Source organism: Variovorax sp. TBS-050B, from assembly GCF_029893635.1.
Classification (GTDB): Bacteria; Pseudomonadota; Gammaproteobacteria; order Burkholderiales; family Burkholderiaceae_C; genus Variovorax.
In genome coordinates this window covers 418,516-434,484 of record NZ_JARXYR010000002.1, presented here as the reverse complement: position 1 = coordinate 434,484, position 15,969 = coordinate 418,516, and the positions used below count along the sequence as shown (strand labels likewise).

Sequence of the window (15,969 nt, the reverse complement as noted above, 5' to 3'; positions counted from 1 at the left end):
GGGTTTTTGCCGTCAGTTGGGCCCATGTCCTGCGGGCTTCCCCTGATACGCTGAAAACACGCGGGAGCGCAGCAGCGCTTCCTTGTTCGTCCCATTCCCTCCCCGAGAGAAAGAGAGTCCCATGTCGATATCCGCCATCGAATCGGTGCTGCAGCAGATGCGGGCCACCGCGCTCCAGACCGGCATCGCCCAGCCCGCCGCCGCCGCCGAGCCGGCCCAGTCCGGCGGCTTCGCGGCCGAGCTGCGCCGCTCGCTCGAGAGCATCAGCACCGCCCAGACCAGGGCCTATGGCCAGGCCGAGGACTTCGAAATGGGCAAGCCCGGCGTCGCGCTGAACGACGTGATGGTCGACCTGCAGAAGGCCAACGTGGCGTTCCAGACCGGCCTGCAGGTGCGCAACCGCCTCGTGGCCGCCTACCAGGAAATCATGAGCCTGCCTGCCTGACCGTCCCTGGTCGAGCGGTTGTGGATCTTTTTTCGGCACCGCCCTAAATGTTCGCCGGAGCGTGCCGATAACTAACCCAACGATGGCTTGAGTCCCTCAAGTGGAGGCGGGTCCAGCGTTACGGCCGATGGCCGGAGTCCACAACCTTTTGTTTATCAGGAGTCGAACATGGCGCAAGTCATCAACACCAACAGCCTCTCGCTGGTTGCGCAGAACAACCTCAACAAGTCGCAAAGCTCGCTGAACTCGGCGATCGAGCGTCTGTCGTCCGGCATGCGCATCAACAGCGCGAAGGACGACGCAGCCGGCCAGGCCATTGCCAACCGCTTCACGGCGAACGTCAAGGGCCTGACCCAGGCAGCCCGCAACGCCAACGACGGCATCTCGCTCGCGCAGACCACGGAAGGCGCGCTGAACGAAATCAACAACAACCTGCAGCGCGTTCGCGAACTGTCGGTTCAGGCCGCCAACGGCACGAACTCGGGCAGCGACCTTTCGTCGATCCAGGCTGAAATCAAGCAGCGCCTCGACGAAATCGACCGCGTGTCGAACCAGACCAAGTTCAACGGCGTGAGCGTGCTCGCCAAGGACAGCAAGCTGAGCATCCAGGTCGGCGCCCATGACGGCGAGACGATCGACATCAACCTCAAGGAAATCACCTCCAAGACGCTCGGCCTGGGCAACATGGACATTTCCAAGAAGTCGCTCGACCTGTCGACCGTCGCCACCTCGGCCACGACCACCGTGAAGCCGGGTTCGACCGGTTCGACGACCTCGGTGAACCTGACGGCCGTCGACTCGGCATCCGCCAGCTCGTACACCGTGTACGTGGACGATGCCGACGCCGACACGCTGTATGTCTCCGACGACGGCGGCACGACCTTCTACGCTGCCACCTACGACAGCGCTTCGGGCACGCTCGAATTCGACGGCTCGACCCCGCTGGGCGTTGCCCCGACCGCCACGCTGGCTACCGCCGGCCAGGAAATCTCCACCGGCAACGGCGCGACGGTCAACGTCGACAACGTGACGGCCGTGAACACGGACGCTGCCGCTTCGATCGAGATGTACGTCGACCAGAACGGCGACTGGTTCGTGTCGAACGACAGCGGCGCGACCGTCATCAGCGCGACCTTCGACGCAGCGACCGGCCAGGTGAGCTACGACAGCGGCGACTTCGCGACCGCCGCTGCTCCGACCACCGGCATCTCCGACGCCATCACCAGCTACGAAGTCCCGCCGGTTGCGGTTCCCGCCGTCACGGCCAACCTGTCGGGCCTGTCGGCCGGTTCGGTCGGCTCGTCGCCCACGCTGCACGCCGTGACCAATGCCGACGGCAGCGCCGGCGGCTACGTGGTCAAGGGCCAGGCGAACGGCGCGGACGTGTACTTCAAGGCCAACGTGGCTGCCGACGGCACCGTCACGCTGGGCGAGCAGTACAACCCGGACCCGCTGGCCGCCATCGACAAGGCCCTCGCCGGCGTCGACGAACTGCGCAGTCAGCTCGGTGCGGTGCAGAACCGTTTCGAGTCGACCATCACGAACCTGAACAACACGACCAACAACCTGTCGGCCGCCCGTTCGCGTATCGAAGATGCCGACTATGCGGTGGAAGTGTCGAACATGACGCGCGCCCAGATCCTGCAGCAAGCCGGTACCTCGGTGCTGGCCCAGGCCAATCAGACCACGCAAGGCGTTCTCTCGCTCCTGCGCTGATCGTTCCAAGGCGTCCTGCGCGCCTGCCGCAAGGCAGGTGCGCGGCGCAGACGCGAGGCCCCCGGGCCGCGCGCCTGCGCTTTTCACTGCGGCCTCCGGGTGGAGACCGCAGCGAAAAGCGAAACAACCGGAGTCGGTGTCATGTCAGTACCAGTCAATCCCGCGGTGGACCGCGCCTGGGCCGCGCAAACGCTCGTCGGCCCGGCCAGCGATGCCGACGCCCTGGCCGTGGCCAGGACCGCGCTGGAGCCGGTGCCTGCCGCCGCGGACGTGCAGCCGTTTGCCGTGGAGAGCGCGGTGCGCGAGATCAACGCCTCGATGCAGAGCCGCTCGGTGGGCGTGCGCTTCGAGGTCGACGCGGACACCGACCGCCTGGTCGTGAAGGTGGTCGACCGCCTGAGCGGCGAACTGATCCGCCAGATTCCGTCCGAGGAAGTGCTGCGCATCGCGAAGCTGCTGGGCAAGGTCCAGGGCACGCTCGTGAGCGAATCGGCCTGAACAACCAAACAAAAGGAAGAACAAGAAATGCCCGTCAGCAGCATCGGTGTCGGCTCCGGCCTGGACCTTTCCACCCTGCTCACCCAGCTCGAGTCCGCGGAGAGCCAGCCGCTCGCCGCCATCCAGAAGCGCGCGACCAGCTACACCACCAAGCTGTCGGCCTACTCCCAGATCCAGAGCGCGCTCAACACGCTCAAGACCGCGAGCGACAAGCTCGCCGATCCGGCCTTCTTCAGGACCGTGAAGGCCTCGAACAGCGAGGGCTCGGTGCTCAGCGCGACCACCAGCGACACCTCGGTCGCAGGCAGCTATGCCATCGACGTGAGCCAGCTTGCGCAGTCGCAGTCGCTGGTGTCCGCCGGCCAGGCGAGCGCCAAGACCAAGATCGGCAACGGCACCATCACGATCAACTTCGGCAGCATCACGGGCGGCACGCTGGACCCGGTCACGGGGCAGTACACCGGCGCCGGCTTCACCACCGACGCCGACCGCGCCGCGGCGCAGATCACCATCGGCGACAGCACCAATACGCTCGAAGGCATCCGCGACGCGATCAACAAGGCCAACGCGGGCGTGACCGCCAGCGTGGTGAACGACGGCAGCGGCGCGCCCAACCGGCTGGTGCTGGTGTCGACCGAATCGGGCGAGGCCTCGACCATGAAGATCTCGGTGACCGGCGATGCGGCGCTGCAGAACCTGCTCGCCTTCGATCCCGCCGGCACGCAGACGATGAAGCAGACCTCGGTCGGCCAGGACGCAAAGCTCAAGATCAACGGCATCGACATCGTCAGCGCCTCCAACACGGTGCAGGAAGGCATCCAGGGCACCACGCTGACGCTGGCGAAGACCGGCGCCACCACCCTGAAATTGACGAGCGACACCTCCACGGTGTCGGCCGCGATCACTGCCTTCGTCACGGCCTACAACACGCTGCAGAGCACCGCGACCAAGCTCACGGCCTACGACGCCGACAGCAAGACCGGCGCCGCGCTGATGGGCGACCAGACCCTGCGCAACCTGATGACCGAGGTGCGGCAGACGCTCACCGCCGCGCAGGCAGGCGGGCCGAACGACATCAAGGTGCTGACCGAGATCGGCGTCGGCTTCCAGAAGGACGGCACGCTGGCAGTGGATGCGACCAAGCTCTCGAACGCGCTGAGCAAGAACCTCAGCGGCGTGGCCAACCTGTTCTCGAGCGCCACCGACAGCACCCGCGGGTACGGCAAGCAGATGAGCGCGCTGGCGGCGCGGCTGACCTCGTCGACCGGCGCGCTCACCACGGCCACCAACGGTGTGAACACCACGCTCGAGGACCTGAGCGACCAGTACAACGCGGTGCAGGCGCGCGTCGAGTCGACGGTGGAGCGCTACCGCGCGCAGTTCACCCAGCTCGACGTGCTGATCAACAGCCTCAACAACACCATGACCTACCTTACGCAGCAGTTCGACGCCATGAACGGCGTGAGCCGCAAGTAGCAAGCCCAGAAAGCCGTCGATGTACACCCCTCACACCTTCAGAACCGGCGCCAACGCATACACCCGCGTGGGCGTGGAGACGCGCGCGATGAGCGCGTCGCCGCACCAGCTCATCGTCATGCTGTTCGACGGCGTGGCCACGAGCATCGGCCTGGCGCGCCACCACATGGCGAGCGGCGACATGCTCGCGAAGGGCAAGGCGATCTCCAAGGCGATCAACATCGTGGACAACGGCCTGAAGGCCGGCCTCGACGCGCGTGCCGCGGGCCACTCGGGCGAGGAACTGGTGGGCAATCTTTCGGCGCTCTACGACTACGTGATTCGCCGGCTGCTGCATGCGAACCTGCACAACGAGCCCAAGGGGCTCGACGAAGCCGAGGCGCTGCTCGAGAACATCGCCTCCGCATGGCGCGAGATCGGCGGCGGCCATGCCGGCAACTGATCGTTCGCCGGAACCGCAAGCCATGCCGGTGCACCAGGAGCTCATCCGCTGCTATCGCGAGCTCGCCTCGACGATGTCGCTCATGGCCGCGCTGACGCGGGCCGGCGACTGGCAGCGGCTGCCCGAGCTCGAAGACCGCAGCTCGGTGCTGGTGGAACGCATCAAGGCCGTCGGCACGGTCTCGCTCGCCGCCGAGCAGCGCGCGCATGTGTGCGACCTGATCGAGCGCATCCAGGCCGATCAGGCCGAGGTCTCGAGCCTCGTGAAGCCGCAGATCGAACAGCTGCTGGCCAAGATGGCGCAGCTGCAGCGCCGCAGCGAGCTCGATCGCGCCTACGGCCTGCCGCACTGATCGCACGACGGCGCACCCCATGAGCATGAACCGTCCGGTTGGAACCCACGATGCCACGCTTTCAACAAAGCTCGTCGCGTCGCGCCCGGACCTCGCTGCGCTGCAGACCGAGGTCGGGACCAGCCAGCCCGCGGGTGCGGTCGCCGAAATCCAGAAGGTCAAGAACGATGTCCGGCTGCCGTCCCACGCGATGCTCGAGGCGCGGCTGCCCGCAGCGGCGGCAGGGCCTGCGCTGCCGCGTGCCGATGGGCCGCGTTCGATCGAGACGCAGTGGTCGGTCGCGGCGCGCGCCATCGGCGCCGTGCTCGCGGACCTGCATGCCGAGGCTGAACCGGTGCGGGGCACCGCGCCACTGTGGGCGTCGGCGCAGAAGGCTCCGTCCGCCCCCGTGCTTGCGGCCACGCTGGCCCAGACATTGAGCGGCAGCGGCATGTTCTACGAATCGCATCTGGTCGAGTTCGCGACGGGCCTGCGCACGCTGGAGCAGCTGGCCGAAGAGCCGCAGATGCGGCTGACCCGCGAGCAGCCGCAGCAGCAACAGCAGCAGCAGCCCGCGCTTGGCCGGGCAGCGCCCGAGGCACTGCCCTCGACGCTGCCGCAGCAGCCGCCGGCTCTGATGGCGGCTGCGCGAACGCCGCTGCCTCCGGCTTCTTCGGTTCCGATGCCGGCGCCGACCGCTGCCACGCCGCCCGACGTGCCCGCCACCACCACCGCGGCTGCCAGTCCCGAACTGGCGCTCTACAACGCCACCGCGCGCATCGACACGCCCGCCGCCGCGCTGCATCGTGCCGCGCTGTCGGGCGACGAAGCGGCGGCAGCCCCGGCCGACCGGGCCGCTGCGCGCGAACTCCGGGAGGCCGCGGGCACGCCGGCACGCGCGACGGCGCTCGAGGTGATCCATCCGCAGACCACTGCCCTCGTGCACCAGCAGCTCGACCTGCTCGCCACCGCGGTGTTCCGCTGGAGCGGCCAGGCCTGGCCCGAGGTGCCGATGCACTGGTCGATCCACGCCGAGGCCGAAGCGCCCGCCGACGAAGACGGCGAAGCCCGCGGCGCCCCGCGCGAAGACGACGGCGCCGCCGCGTCGCGCCGCTGGGTCACCACCGTCTCGCTCGCGCTGCCGAAGCTGGGTGCGGTGGACCTGCGGCTCAGCCTCATGGGCGAGCAGGTGCAGGCCCGGCTCGCCGCGAGCGAGGCGAGCACGTTGACGCGCCTGCAACGCGAGGGGCATGCGCTCGCGCCGCGCCTCGAGGCCGCGGGGCTGCGGCTGCAGGATCTGCAGATCAGCGCGATGGCCGCCGGCACCGCACACGCAGCCACGGAGCAGCACGCATGACCGCCGCACCCGACACCACGCGCCCGAGCGCGGTGGCCCTGTCCCATGCCGATCCGGCGAAGGCGCCGGTCGTGGTGGCCAAGGGCTATGGCGTGACGGCCGAATCGATCCTGCGGCAGGCGCGCGAGAACGGTGTCTACGTGCACGCCTCGCCCGACCTGATCCGCCTCCTGATGCAGGTGGACCTCGACCGGCAGATCCCGCCGCAGCTCTACCTGGCCGTGGCCGAGGTCATGGCCTGGATCCATGGCATCGAATATTCCGAGAGTGGCCGCAATGTTTAATTTTTATTCATTGAAACCTCTTGTTACTGAGAACCAATCGCAACGTCGCAAGCCGCGTCGCGTGGTTGCAACAAAAGTTTACATGCAGTTGTAGCCCTCTTTACAGTTTGCCTGGGATGGAAAGTTACAAACTTTAACTAGGTGGGAATAATTCACACCAGGACATGACTAACGGAGTGCATTTTGGAAACGGATAACGTGATGAATGTAGCCAACGGCGAGATCTCGAGGGAAATCGGCGACGTCAACCTCGCCTACATGCTGCTGGCTCAGAAGCTCGTCAAGCAGGACCGCGTGGCAGCGATGTTTCGCCTCGGAATCAGCAGCGAACTGGCGGACATGCTCGCCGGCATGTCGCTGGCGCAGATCCTGAAGCTGGCGGCGTCGAACTTCCTGCTGTGCAGCTTCCGGCTGAACGAGCACGCCTCGATGTCGGCCGTGGTGGGCGAGGGCAAGGACACGACGCTGCAGCAGGCGCACATGGCGATCCTGATGTCGGCGCGGACCCTGCAGATGCAGAAGAACACGGTGCCGGCATGACGCGCAAGACCGTCCTTGGCGAGGTTCGGGAAGTGCAGCTCGCGATCGAGCTGATCGGGCTCGGCGCCCGGCTGCAGTTCCTCGAGGCGGAGGTGGGTCTGAGCCGCGAACGGCTGATCCGGCTTTACAAGGAAATCAAGGGTGTTTCACCACCCAAGGGATTGCTGCCTTTTTCGACGGATTGGTATATGACATGGCTGGCGAATATTCATTCATCCATGTTCTATAACATTTATCAATTCATGAAAATCCATTCCGACGAAGAAAAGGTCTGGATTCTAATTAAAAGTTACAAACTGTATTTGCAGCAAATTGCGGCTCAGGACAGCGAGCCAATTCTGGATTTCACGCGCGCCTACACGATGGTGCGCTTTTTCGACAGCGACATGCTGCAGCTGAGCACCTGCAGTCGGTGCGCGGGGCAGTTCGTCGCGCATGCGCACGACCACAAGAGCGGCTACGTGTGCGTGCTGTGCCGTCCGCCCTCGCGTGCGGGCAAGGCGCGCGGCGCGAAGCGCGGCGCGGTGGCCGGGATCGCCGGCGATGGAATGGTTTTTGGCGTGGAGCCGGCGCTCGAGGGCGGGCTCCACTGAAGCGGACCCTGCTCCTCGCGGGCAGGGCTTTTGAATCGAAGCCTCAAGGGCAGTAGGGGAAGCGTGTGCTCCTTTTGGTTGGTTATCTGGTGGTGATCGGCGCCGTGTTCGGCGGCTATGCCCTGATGGGCGGGCATTTCGGCGTGCTGTTCCAGCCGGTCGAGCTGCTGATGATCGGCGGCTCGGCGCTGGGCGCGTTCATTGCCGGCAACAACGGCAAGACGATCAAGGCCACGCTGAAGGAACTGCCGCTGCTGCTGCGCTCGTCGAAGCACAACCGGCAGCTCTACCTAGACCTGCTCGCGCTGCTCTACGAGCTGCTCGCCAAGGCCCGCAAGGAAGGGATGATGAAGCTCGAGACCGACGTCGAGGACCCGCCGCAGAGCGAGATCTTCAGCCGCTATCCCGAGATCCTCGCCGATGCCGGCGTGATGGAATTCCTTTGCGATTACCTGCGCCTGGTGATCAGCGGCAATACCGACGCGTTCGAGATCGAGGCGCTGATGGACCACGAGATCGAGACCATCAAGCACGAGGCCGAGATCCCGATGCACAGCCTGTCGCGCGTGAGCGATGCACTGCCCGCGCTGGGCATCGTCGCGGCCGTGATGGGCGTGGTGCATGCGCTCGCCTCGGCCGACCTGCCGCCTTCGGAGATGGGTGCGCTGATCGCGCATGCGATGGTCGGCACCTTCCTCGGCGTGCTGATGGCCTACGGCTTCGTGGCGCCGCTCGCCTCGCTGATCGAGCAGAAGGTGGCCGAGGGCATGAAGATGTACCAGTGCGCGAAGGTGACGCTGCTCGCGAGCCTCAACGGCTACGCGCCGCAGCTCGCGGTGGAATTCGGCCGCAAGGTGCTGTTCTCGACCGAGCGGCCCTCGTTCACCGAACTCGACAGCCACGTCCGCGAGGTCAAGGCGCGCTGACGCGGCCGGGATGCACGCACCATGAGCGCGGAAAAGCACAGGATCGTCATCCGGCGCGTGGGCGGCCACGGCGGCGCGCACCACGGCGGCGGCTGGAAGATCGCCTATGCCGACTTCATGACCGCCATGATGGCGTTCTTCCTCGTGATGTGGCTGCTGTCCAATGCCACGCCCAGGCAGCGTGAAGGCATTGCCGAGCATTTCCGCATGCCGCTGAAGGTGGCGATCAACGGCGGCGAGAAGAGCAGCACCAGCGTGAGCGTGATTCCGGGCGGCGGCATGGATCCGAGCACGCGCGCCGACGGCGAGGTGCAGCGCGCCGACGCCGAGGAAGACGCCGACGCGGAGCGCCTCGCGAGCATGAAGGAGAAGCTCGACAAGCTCATCGAGTCGAGCCCGGTGTTCAAGCAGTTCCGCTCGCAGATCCTGATCGACATCACCACCGAGGGGCTGCGCCTTCAGATCGTCGACAGCGAGAACCGTCCGATGTTCGACCTGGCGAGTGCGCGCCTGGTGCCGCACATGCGCGCGATCCTGCGCGAGCTGGCCCCGGCGCTCGACGAGCTGCCGAACAAGATCACGCTCTCGGGCCATACCGACGCCATCGTCTACAGCAGGGGCGACAAGTCCTACGGCAACTGGGAGCTGTCGGCCGACCGCGCGAATGCATCGCGGCGCGAACTGGTCATCGGCGGCATGGCGGAGAACAAGGTGCTTCGCGTGGTGGGGCTGGCCGACAGCATGCACCTGGACCGCAGCGATCCGCGCAATCCGATCAACAGGCGAATCAGCATCATCCTGCTGAATCACCGCACGCAACAGCAGATCGAACACGAGAACAGCGGCGGCGGCAGCGTGGGCGCAAGCCTGGGCGCGAAGCCGAAGCCGCCGTCCTCGCCGCCGCTGCTGCCCGCCGACGGCGTCAAGCTGACTTCGCAAGAGTCGACGGCGTCGAAGCAACCCTAGACATTGGTTCGGAACAACGATGGATCTCAGTCAGTTCACCCAGGCATTTTTCGTCGAAGCCGTCGAGCTTCTGGCGCAGATGGAGCAACTGCTGCTCGAGCTGGACGCCGAGGCGCCCGACAGCGAGCAGCTCAACGCCATCTTCCGTGCCGCGCACTCGATCAAGGGCGGTGCGGCCACCTTCGGCTTCGTGGCGCTCACCGACACGACCCACCTTCTGGAAACCCTGCTGGACCGTGCGCGCCACGGCCAGCTGAACCTGAGCCGCTCGATGATCGATTCATTCCTCGAAACGAAGGACGCCCTGCAAGAACAGCTGCTCGCCTACCAGGCCGAGAACGAACCCGATCCCGAGCGGGTCGCCCACATCTGCGAGGTGCTGCGCCAGCTCGCGCTGGAAACCGAAGGCACCGCTGCGCCCGCACCGGCACCGGCGCCCGCGCCCGTGGTGGTGGCCGCGCCGGTCGCGCCCGTCGCAGCAGCAGCCGCCGCCGCGGGGGAGGGCGCGCTGCGCATCCGCTTCTCGCGCCTGTCCGACAGCGAATGCGAGCTGCTGGCCGAAGAACTCGGCAACCTCGGCAAGCTGCTGTCGCGCACGCGCACCGGCGACCAGCTGACGGTGGTGCTCGAAACCGCCTGCGCGCCCGACGACATCATTGCCGTGTGCTGCTTCGTCATCGACGAATCGCAGATCGAGATCACGTCCGAGGCCGCGAGCGCACCCGCGCCGGCCCCGGCCGCTGCAGCGCCCGTCGCGCAGCCGGTCCAGGCCGCTCCGGCAGCGCCCGCGCCGGCCGCCAAGCCCTCGTCCGGCAGTGCCGCGGTGCCCGCGGCGGCCGCGAAGGACTCGGGCTCGATCCGCGTCGACGTGGAAAAGGTCGACCAGCTCATCAACCTCGTGGGCGAACTGGTGATCACGCAGTCGATGCTCACGCAGGCCGCGACCATGCTCGACCCGGTGGAGTACGAGCGCTTCCTCAACGGCCTGGGCCATCTGGAGCGCAACGCCCGCGACCTGCAGGAATCGGTGATGTCGATCCGCATGATGCCGATGGACTACGTGTTCAGCCGCTTCCCGCGCGTGATCCGCGACGTCAGCGCCAAGCTCGGCAAGGAAGTGCGCCTCGACACCTTCGGCAAGGAGACCGAACTCGACAAGGGCCTGATCGAGCGCATCATCGATCCGCTCACGCACCTGGTGCGCAACAGCCTCGACCACGGCATCGAGACGCCGGCGCAGCGGCTTGCCAAGGGCAAGGAGGCCGAAGGGCAGCTGCTGCTCTCGGCGCAGCACCACGGCGGCAACATCGTGATCGAGGTGAGCGACGACGGCGCGGGCCTCAACCGCGAGAAGATCCTCGCCAAGGCCATGCAGCAGGGCCTGCCCGTGACCGAGACCATGCCCGACGACGAGGTGTGGCAGCTGATCTTCGCGCCCGGCTTCTCCACCGCCGAGCAGGTGACCGACATCTCCGGCCGCGGCGTCGGCATGGACGTGGTCAAGCGCAACATCCAGGAGATGGGCGGCCATGTCGAGATCAGCTCGCGCGAAGGCTGGGGCACCACCACGCGCATCGTGCTGCCGCTGACGCTCGCGATCCTGAACGGCATGTCGGTCAAGGTCGGCAGCGAGGCCTACATCCTGCCGCTGAGCTACGTGATCGAGTCGCTGCAGCCGCTGCCGGAGCACCTGCATTCCATCACCAGCGACGGGCACGTGATCAAGGTGCGCGGCGAATACCTGCCGCTCATCGAGCTGCACGGCGTGTTCGACGTGTCCGGCGCGCAGACCGATCCCACGCAGGGCATCCTGGTGATCGTGCAGGCCGACGAGACCCGCTTCGCGCTCCTGGTGGACGAACTGCTGGGCCAGCACCAGGTGGTGGTCAAGAACCTCGAGACCAACTACCGCAAGGTGCCCGGCATCTCGGCCGCGACGATCCTCGGCGACGGCAGCGTGGCCTTCATCATCGACGTGGGCGCCATGCCGCGCATCCAGCGTGCGCATGCGGTGCGCGCCTCGGCGCTCGCCCATGCGGCAAGGTCGGAACCGGTGGCTGTCTGAACCCGGACGGAGACGAGCGCCATGCGTTTTGATTTCTTCCGACGTTCCGGCGCCGAGAAGGCGGCCGGAGCCATGGGCTCCGACGGCCCGGCCTTCGCGCGCAACGCGGACGGCTATGTCGCCTACACGCTGCTGCTCGACCCGCAGAAGCGCGTCGTCGGCTACAAGCTCGCGTGGCGCCCGGCGGTGCCCGAGGCCCAGGCACCGGACGCGATCACGCGCTTCAAGGCGCTGCTGGCCTGCGTGACCGAGCATCTCAGTCCGCCGCACTCGCCCTGGAAGCTCGGGCGCAGCGAACTGTTCTTCGACGTGGATGCCGAGGCGCTGGCGCTGGGCGCGCTGCAGTCGCTGCCGCCCGAGTACACCGTGTTCTGCCTCGGCCTCGACGACCTCGCCAACGAGGAGCTGCGGCCGGTGCTGCTGTTCCTGCGCGAGCAGGGTTTCAGCTTCATGCTCTGCCGCGCGCAGGCCCTGCCCGAGGACCCGGAGCTGCGCGGACTGATCACGCATTTCGACGTCGGCGCGGGCGATCCCGCGCTGGTGGCGGCGATCCGCGGCTGCGAGCAGCCGTGCCACATGCCGATCCACCCGATCGCCACGCGCATGAACGCATGGGCCGACTTCGACGCCTGCGCCGCGCAACGCATCGATGTCTTCGCCGAGGCGCGCTGCGGCTTTCCGACCCCCGCGGTGCAGGCCGGCAACCATGCGCTGCAGCCCGAGTCGATGCTGATCGTGCGCCTGCTGCAGATGCTCCAGCGCAACGAGGACCTGCGCGAGGTCGAGGCCACCCTCAAGCGCGACGCCGCGCTGACCTACCGGCTGCTGCGCCACATGAACTCGCCCGCCGTGGGCGCGGGCGTGGAGATCCATTCGCTGCACCACGCGGTGACCATGCTCGGCTATTCGCCGCTGTTCCGCTGGCTCTCGATGCTGCTGGCCACGAGCAATGCCGCGGTCAGTCCGCCGTTCATGATGAAGAAGGCGATCATGCGCGGCCGCTTCGTCGAGCTGATGGGCGAGATCATGCTGCCGCCCGGCGAGGCGGACAACCTGTTCGTGGTGGGCATGTTCTCGCTGATCGACCAGCTGCTGGGCGTTCCCATGCGGGAAGTGCTCGCCAAGGTGCAGCTTCCCGCGTCGGTGCAGCAGGCGATCCTCGCGCGCGAAGGCGTCTACGGCCCCTTCCTTGCGCTGGCCGAGGCCTGCGAACTGGACACCGGCGACGCCGCGCGCCTGGCCGAATCGCTGCTGCTCGGTGCCGAGCAGGTGAACGCCGCCCATCTCTGCGCCGTGGCCTGGTCGCACGACGTGACCTTGACCGAAGCCGCCTGACGGACGCACCGCGCATGACCTCCTCCGAATTCCTCTTCACCGACAACGACTTCTCGCGCATCCGCACGCTCATCCACCGGCGCGCCGGCATCGCGCTGGGCGAGCACAAGCGGCAGATGGTCTACAGCCGCCTCTCGCGCCGCCTGCGCGAGCTGGGGGTGCCCGAGTTCGCGACCTACCTGGCCCAGCTGGAGGAAAGCCGCGACGACAGCGAGTGGCAGCTCTTCATCAACTCGCTCACGACCAACCTGACCTCGTTCTTCCGCGAGGCGCACCACTTCCCGGTGCTCGCCGACCTGGCGCGCAAGAGCACGCAGCCGGTCACCGTCTGGTGTGCCGCCGCGTCGACCGGCGAGGAACCCTATTCGATCGCGATCACGCTGATGGAGGCGCTCGGCGACCGCGCCAGCACGGCGCGCATCATCGCGACCGACATCGACACCTCCGTGCTGGCCAGGGCCTCGGCCGGCGTCTTCACGATGGAACAGGTCAACCGCATGTCGACCGAGCGGCTGCGCCGCTTCTTCAACAAGGGCACCGGCGCCAACGCGGGCAAGGTGAGGGTGCGTCCCGAGGTGGCCGCGATGATCAAGTTCTCGCGCCTCAACCTGCTCGATTCCTCGTGGCCGGTGAAGGAGCCGGTGGACGCCATCTTCTGCCGCAACGTGATGATCTATTTCGACAAGCCGACGCAGAAGAAGCTGCTGGACCGCTTCGTTCCGCTGCTCAAGCCGCACGGGCTGCTGTTCGCCGGCCACTCCGAGAACGCGTCGCTGGTCAACCAGACCTTCAAGACGGTCGGGCAGACCGTGTACGCGCTCGGCAAGGGACGCGCATGACCATCACCGGCCTGCTGCAGGAGAAGGGAAAGCCACCCGCGGCCGCGCCGGGCGCGGTGGCCACGCACCACTACTTCGACCGCGACTTCGACTGCACCGCGGTGAAGCTGCTGCCGGCCGAGTACTACGTGACCGATGCGGGCGTGCTGCTGACGACGGTGCTCGGCTCCTGCGTGGCGGCGTGCATCACCGACGTGGAGGCCGGCGTCGCGGGCATGAACCATTTCATGCTGCCCGACGACGCCGAGGCCGACCCGCGCGGGCAGGTCGAATCGATGCGCTACGGCGGCTATGCGATGGACGTGCTGATCGCCGAGATGCTGCGCGCCGGTGCGCGCCGCGACCGGCTCAAGGCCAAGGTGTTCGGCGGTGCCGCGGTGCTGGCGAACATGACCATGCTCAACATCGGCGGGCGCAACGCGGACTTCGTGCTGCGCTACCTCGAGCGACAGCGCATCGCCGTGGTCGCCCAGGACCTGCGCGGCCTGCACGCGCGCCGCGTGTGCCTGCTGCCCGCGTCGGGCAAGGCCGTGGTGCGCAAGCTGCGCTCGCAGGTCGACATTCAGGCGGTCCAGCGCGACGAAGGGGAACTCCTGCGCAGATGGTCCGCCGCCTACGGCAACGGAAAGCTAATTGCATGAGCATCAAGAAGATCAAGGTGGTTTGCGTCGACGACTCGGCGCTGATACGCAGCGTGATGACCGAGATCATCAACAGCCAGAGCGACATGACGGTGGTGGGCACCGCGGCCGATCCGCTGCAGGCGCGCGACCTCATCAAGGCGACGAACCCCGACGTGCTCACGCTCGACGTGGAAATGCCGCGCATGGACGGGCTCGAATTCCTCGAGAAGCTCATGCGCCTGCGGCCGATGCCGGTGGTGATGGTGTCCTCGCTGACCGAGCGCGGCTCGGAGATCGCGCTGCGCGCGCTCGAACTCGGCGCGATCGATTTCGTGACCAAGCCCAAGCTCGGCGTGCGCGACGGCCTGATGCAGTACACCGAACTCATCACCGGCAAGATCCGCACCGCCGCCGCGGCGCGGCTGCTGCCGAGCCGCCAGGGCGCCCAGGCGCGCGGCGCGGCGGACAGCCCGCAGGAGCCGCTGCTGCGCAGCCCGCTGCTGAGCACCGAGAAGCTGCTGATCATCGGCGCCTCCACCGGCGGGACCGAAGCCATCCGCGAGGTGCTGCTGCCGCTGCCGCCCGACGCGCCAGCGGTGCTGATCGCGCAGCACATGCCGCCCGGCTTCACGCGCTCTTTCGCGCAGCGGCTGAACGGCCTGTGCCGCATCACCGTCAAGGAGGCCGAGCACGGCGAGCGCGTGCTGCCGGGCTATGCCTACATCGCGCCCGGCGGCTTTCACCTCTCGCTCGCGCGCAGCGGCGCCAACTACGTCGCCCAGCTCGACCAGGAGCCGCCGGTCAACCGGCACCGGCCCTCGATCGACGTGCTGTTCGATTCGGCCGCGAGGCATGCGGGCAAGAACGCCATCGGGATGATCCTGACCGGCATGGGCAAGGACGGGGCCGAGGGCCTGCTGCGCATGAAGCAGGCCGGTGCCTACACCTTCGCGCAGAACGAGGCCAGCTGCGTCGTCTTCGGCATGCCGCGCGAAGCGATCGCGCTGGGCGCGGTGGACGACGTGGCGCCGCTGGACGAAATGGGACGCCGCGTGCTCGCGCATCTGCGCACCTTCGGCGAGCGCGCGAACCGGGTTTGAGAGAAGCAACGAACTGTTTGGAGTTGAAGCATCGTGATCGATAAGAGCATCAAGATTTTGGTCGTGGACGATTTCCCGACCATGCGGCGCATCGTGCGCAACCTGCTGAAGGAGCTCGAGTTCCTCAACGTCGACGAGGCCGAGGACGGCGTCGCCGGCATCGAGAAGCTGCGCGGCGGCAACTTCGGCTTCGTGGTCTCGGACTGGAACATGCCGAACATGGACGGCCTGACCATGCTGCAGACCATCCGCGCCGATCCCGAGCTCGGCAAGCTGCCCGTGCTGATGGTGACGGCCGAGGCCAAGAAGGAGAACATCATCGCCGCGGCGCAGGCCGGTGCCAACGGCTACGTGGTCAAGCCCTTCACCGCCGCCACGCTCGAGGAAAAGATCAACAAGATCTTCGAGAAGCTGCAGAAAGAGGCGGTGTGAG

Annotated in this window: 18 protein-coding genes; all 18 read left to right on the top strand. The window is 67.1% G+C overall.

What is annotated here, in order from left to right:
• The first annotated feature begins 121 nt into the window (after positions 1-121).
• Positions 122-445: a flagellar hook-basal body complex protein FliE gene (gene fliE / locus M2165_RS04940; protein ID WP_280813565.1), complete on the top strand. Its 324-nt coding sequence runs from the start codon at positions 122-124 to the stop codon at positions 443-445.
• A 168-nt stretch (positions 446-613) separates the two neighbouring features.
• The gene (locus tag M2165_RS04935) at positions 614-2,161 is read left to right on the top strand and encodes a flagellin (protein WP_280813564.1); all 1,548 of its coding nucleotides are present in this window, start codon (positions 614-616) and stop codon (positions 2,159-2,161) included.
• A gap of 141 nt (positions 2,162-2,302) precedes the next feature.
• Complete coding sequence (locus M2165_RS04930) at positions 2,303-2,659, top strand: flagellar protein FlaG (protein WP_280813563.1); 357 nt, start codon at positions 2,303-2,305, stop codon at positions 2,657-2,659.
• A gap of 27 nt (positions 2,660-2,686) precedes the next feature.
• Positions 2,687-4,135 carry a flagellar filament capping protein FliD gene (gene fliD, locus M2165_RS04925; RefSeq protein ID WP_280813562.1) on the top strand — a complete coding sequence of 483 codons (1,449 nt, stop codon included), beginning with the start codon at positions 2,687-2,689 and terminating at the stop codon, positions 4,133-4,135.
• A gap of 19 nt (positions 4,136-4,154) precedes the next feature.
• Complete coding sequence (gene fliS, locus M2165_RS04920) at positions 4,155-4,577, top strand: flagellar export chaperone FliS (RefSeq protein ID WP_280813561.1); 423 nt, start codon at positions 4,155-4,157, stop codon at positions 4,575-4,577.
• A 22-nt stretch (positions 4,578-4,599) separates the two neighbouring features.
• Entirely contained in the window at positions 4,600-4,929 is a 330-nt protein-coding gene (locus tag M2165_RS04915; protein WP_280813560.1) for a flagellar protein FliT, read from the top strand.
• 19 nt (positions 4,930-4,948) lie between these two features.
• Positions 4,949-6,265, top strand: a complete 1,317-nt coding sequence (locus M2165_RS04910) for a flagellar hook-length control protein FliK (protein WP_280813559.1) — start codon at positions 4,949-4,951, stop codon at positions 6,263-6,265.
• Positions 6,262-6,549 (top strand): EscU/YscU/HrcU family type III secretion system export apparatus switch protein, encoded by a 288-nt coding sequence (locus M2165_RS04905; RefSeq protein WP_280813558.1) that lies wholly within the window; start codon positions 6,262-6,264, stop codon positions 6,547-6,549. Before M2165_RS04910 ends, M2165_RS04905 begins: the two co-directional genes overlap by 4 nt.
• 201 nt (positions 6,550-6,750) lie before the next feature.
• Complete coding sequence (gene flhD / locus M2165_RS04900) at positions 6,751-7,089, top strand: flagellar transcriptional regulator FlhD (protein ID WP_280813557.1); 339 nt, start codon at positions 6,751-6,753, stop codon at positions 7,087-7,089.
• Positions 7,086-7,682, top strand: a complete 597-nt coding sequence (gene flhC, locus M2165_RS04895; RefSeq protein WP_280813556.1) for a flagellar transcriptional regulator FlhC — start codon at positions 7,086-7,088, stop codon at positions 7,680-7,682. Before flhD ends, flhC begins: the two co-directional genes overlap by 4 nt.
• A gap of 65 nt (positions 7,683-7,747) precedes the next feature.
• Positions 7,748-8,608: a flagellar motor stator protein MotA gene (gene motA, locus M2165_RS04890; protein WP_280813555.1), complete on the top strand. Its 861-nt coding sequence runs from the start codon at positions 7,748-7,750 to the stop codon at positions 8,606-8,608.
• Positions 8,609-8,629: 21 nt separating this feature from the next.
• A complete protein-coding gene (gene motB / locus M2165_RS04885) occupies positions 8,630-9,574 on the top strand; it encodes a flagellar motor protein MotB (RefSeq protein WP_280813554.1) in 945 nt (314 codons plus the stop codon).
• A 19-nt stretch (positions 9,575-9,593) separates the two neighbouring features.
• Positions 9,594-11,639 carry a chemotaxis protein CheA gene (gene cheA, locus M2165_RS04880; RefSeq protein ID WP_280813553.1) on the top strand — a complete coding sequence of 682 codons (2,046 nt, stop codon included), beginning with the start codon at positions 9,594-9,596 and terminating at the stop codon, positions 11,637-11,639.
• Between the two features lie 21 nt (positions 11,640-11,660).
• On the top strand, positions 11,661-12,974 hold the full coding sequence (locus tag M2165_RS04875) for an HDOD domain-containing protein (protein WP_280813552.1): 1,314 nt from the start codon (positions 11,661-11,663) through the stop codon (positions 12,972-12,974).
• A gap of 14 nt (positions 12,975-12,988) precedes the next feature.
• Positions 12,989-13,813, top strand: a complete 825-nt coding sequence (locus M2165_RS04870; RefSeq protein ID WP_280813551.1) for a CheR family methyltransferase — start codon at positions 12,989-12,991, stop codon at positions 13,811-13,813.
• Positions 13,810-14,454 carry a chemoreceptor glutamine deamidase CheD gene (cheD, locus tag M2165_RS04865; RefSeq protein WP_280813550.1) on the top strand — a complete coding sequence of 215 codons (645 nt, stop codon included), beginning with the start codon at positions 13,810-13,812 and terminating at the stop codon, positions 14,452-14,454. The genes M2165_RS04870 and cheD overlap by 4 nt, the downstream gene beginning before the upstream one ends.
• Complete coding sequence (locus tag M2165_RS04860; protein WP_280813549.1) at positions 14,451-15,536, top strand: chemotaxis response regulator protein-glutamate methylesterase; 1,086 nt, start codon at positions 14,451-14,453, stop codon at positions 15,534-15,536. Before cheD ends, M2165_RS04860 begins: the two co-directional genes overlap by 4 nt.
• A 36-nt stretch (positions 15,537-15,572) precedes the next feature.
• Positions 15,573-15,968, top strand: coding sequence for a chemotaxis response regulator CheY (gene cheY / locus M2165_RS04855; protein ID WP_280817472.1), 396 nt, complete (start codon positions 15,573-15,575; stop codon positions 15,966-15,968).
• Position 15,969: the final 1 nt, after the last annotated feature.

Bases quoted from the DNA above. Each gene is read 5' to 3' on its own strand.
- M2165_RS04930 (WP_280813563.1), top strand. From the start codon at position 2,303: ATGTCAGTACCAGTCAATCCCGCGGTGGACCGCGCCTGGGCCGCGCAA.
- M2165_RS04905 (WP_280813558.1), top strand. From the start codon at position 6,262: ATGACCGCCGCACCCGACACCACGCGCCCGAGCGCGGTGGCCCTGTCC.
- cheD (WP_280813550.1), top strand. From the start codon at position 13,810: ATGACCATCACCGGCCTGCTGCAGGAGAAGGGAAAGCCACCCGCGGCC.
- motB (WP_280813554.1), top strand. From the start codon at position 8,630: ATGAGCGCGGAAAAGCACAGGATCGTCATCCGGCGCGTGGGCGGCCAC.
- flhD (WP_280813557.1), top strand. From the start codon at position 6,751: ATGAATGTAGCCAACGGCGAGATCTCGAGGGAAATCGGCGACGTCAAC.
- M2165_RS04910 (WP_280813559.1), top strand. From the start codon at position 4,949: ATGAGCATGAACCGTCCGGTTGGAACCCACGATGCCACGCTTTCAACA.
- M2165_RS04915 (WP_280813560.1), top strand. From the start codon at position 4,600: ATGCCGGTGCACCAGGAGCTCATCCGCTGCTATCGCGAGCTCGCCTCG.
- flhC (WP_280813556.1), top strand. From the start codon at position 7,086: ATGACGCGCAAGACCGTCCTTGGCGAGGTTCGGGAAGTGCAGCTCGCG.
- fliE (WP_280813565.1), top strand. From the start codon at position 122: ATGTCGATATCCGCCATCGAATCGGTGCTGCAGCAGATGCGGGCCACC.
- M2165_RS04875 (WP_280813552.1), top strand. From the start codon at position 11,661: ATGCGTTTTGATTTCTTCCGACGTTCCGGCGCCGAGAAGGCGGCCGGA.
- cheA (WP_280813553.1), top strand. From the start codon at position 9,594: ATGGATCTCAGTCAGTTCACCCAGGCATTTTTCGTCGAAGCCGTCGAG.
- M2165_RS04935 (WP_280813564.1), top strand. From the start codon at position 614: ATGGCGCAAGTCATCAACACCAACAGCCTCTCGCTGGTTGCGCAGAAC.
- fliS (WP_280813561.1), top strand. From the start codon at position 4,155: ATGTACACCCCTCACACCTTCAGAACCGGCGCCAACGCATACACCCGC.
- M2165_RS04870 (WP_280813551.1), top strand. From the start codon at position 12,989: ATGACCTCCTCCGAATTCCTCTTCACCGACAACGACTTCTCGCGCATC.
- M2165_RS04860 (WP_280813549.1), top strand. From the start codon at position 14,451: ATGAGCATCAAGAAGATCAAGGTGGTTTGCGTCGACGACTCGGCGCTG.
- fliD (WP_280813562.1), top strand. From the start codon at position 2,687: ATGCCCGTCAGCAGCATCGGTGTCGGCTCCGGCCTGGACCTTTCCACC.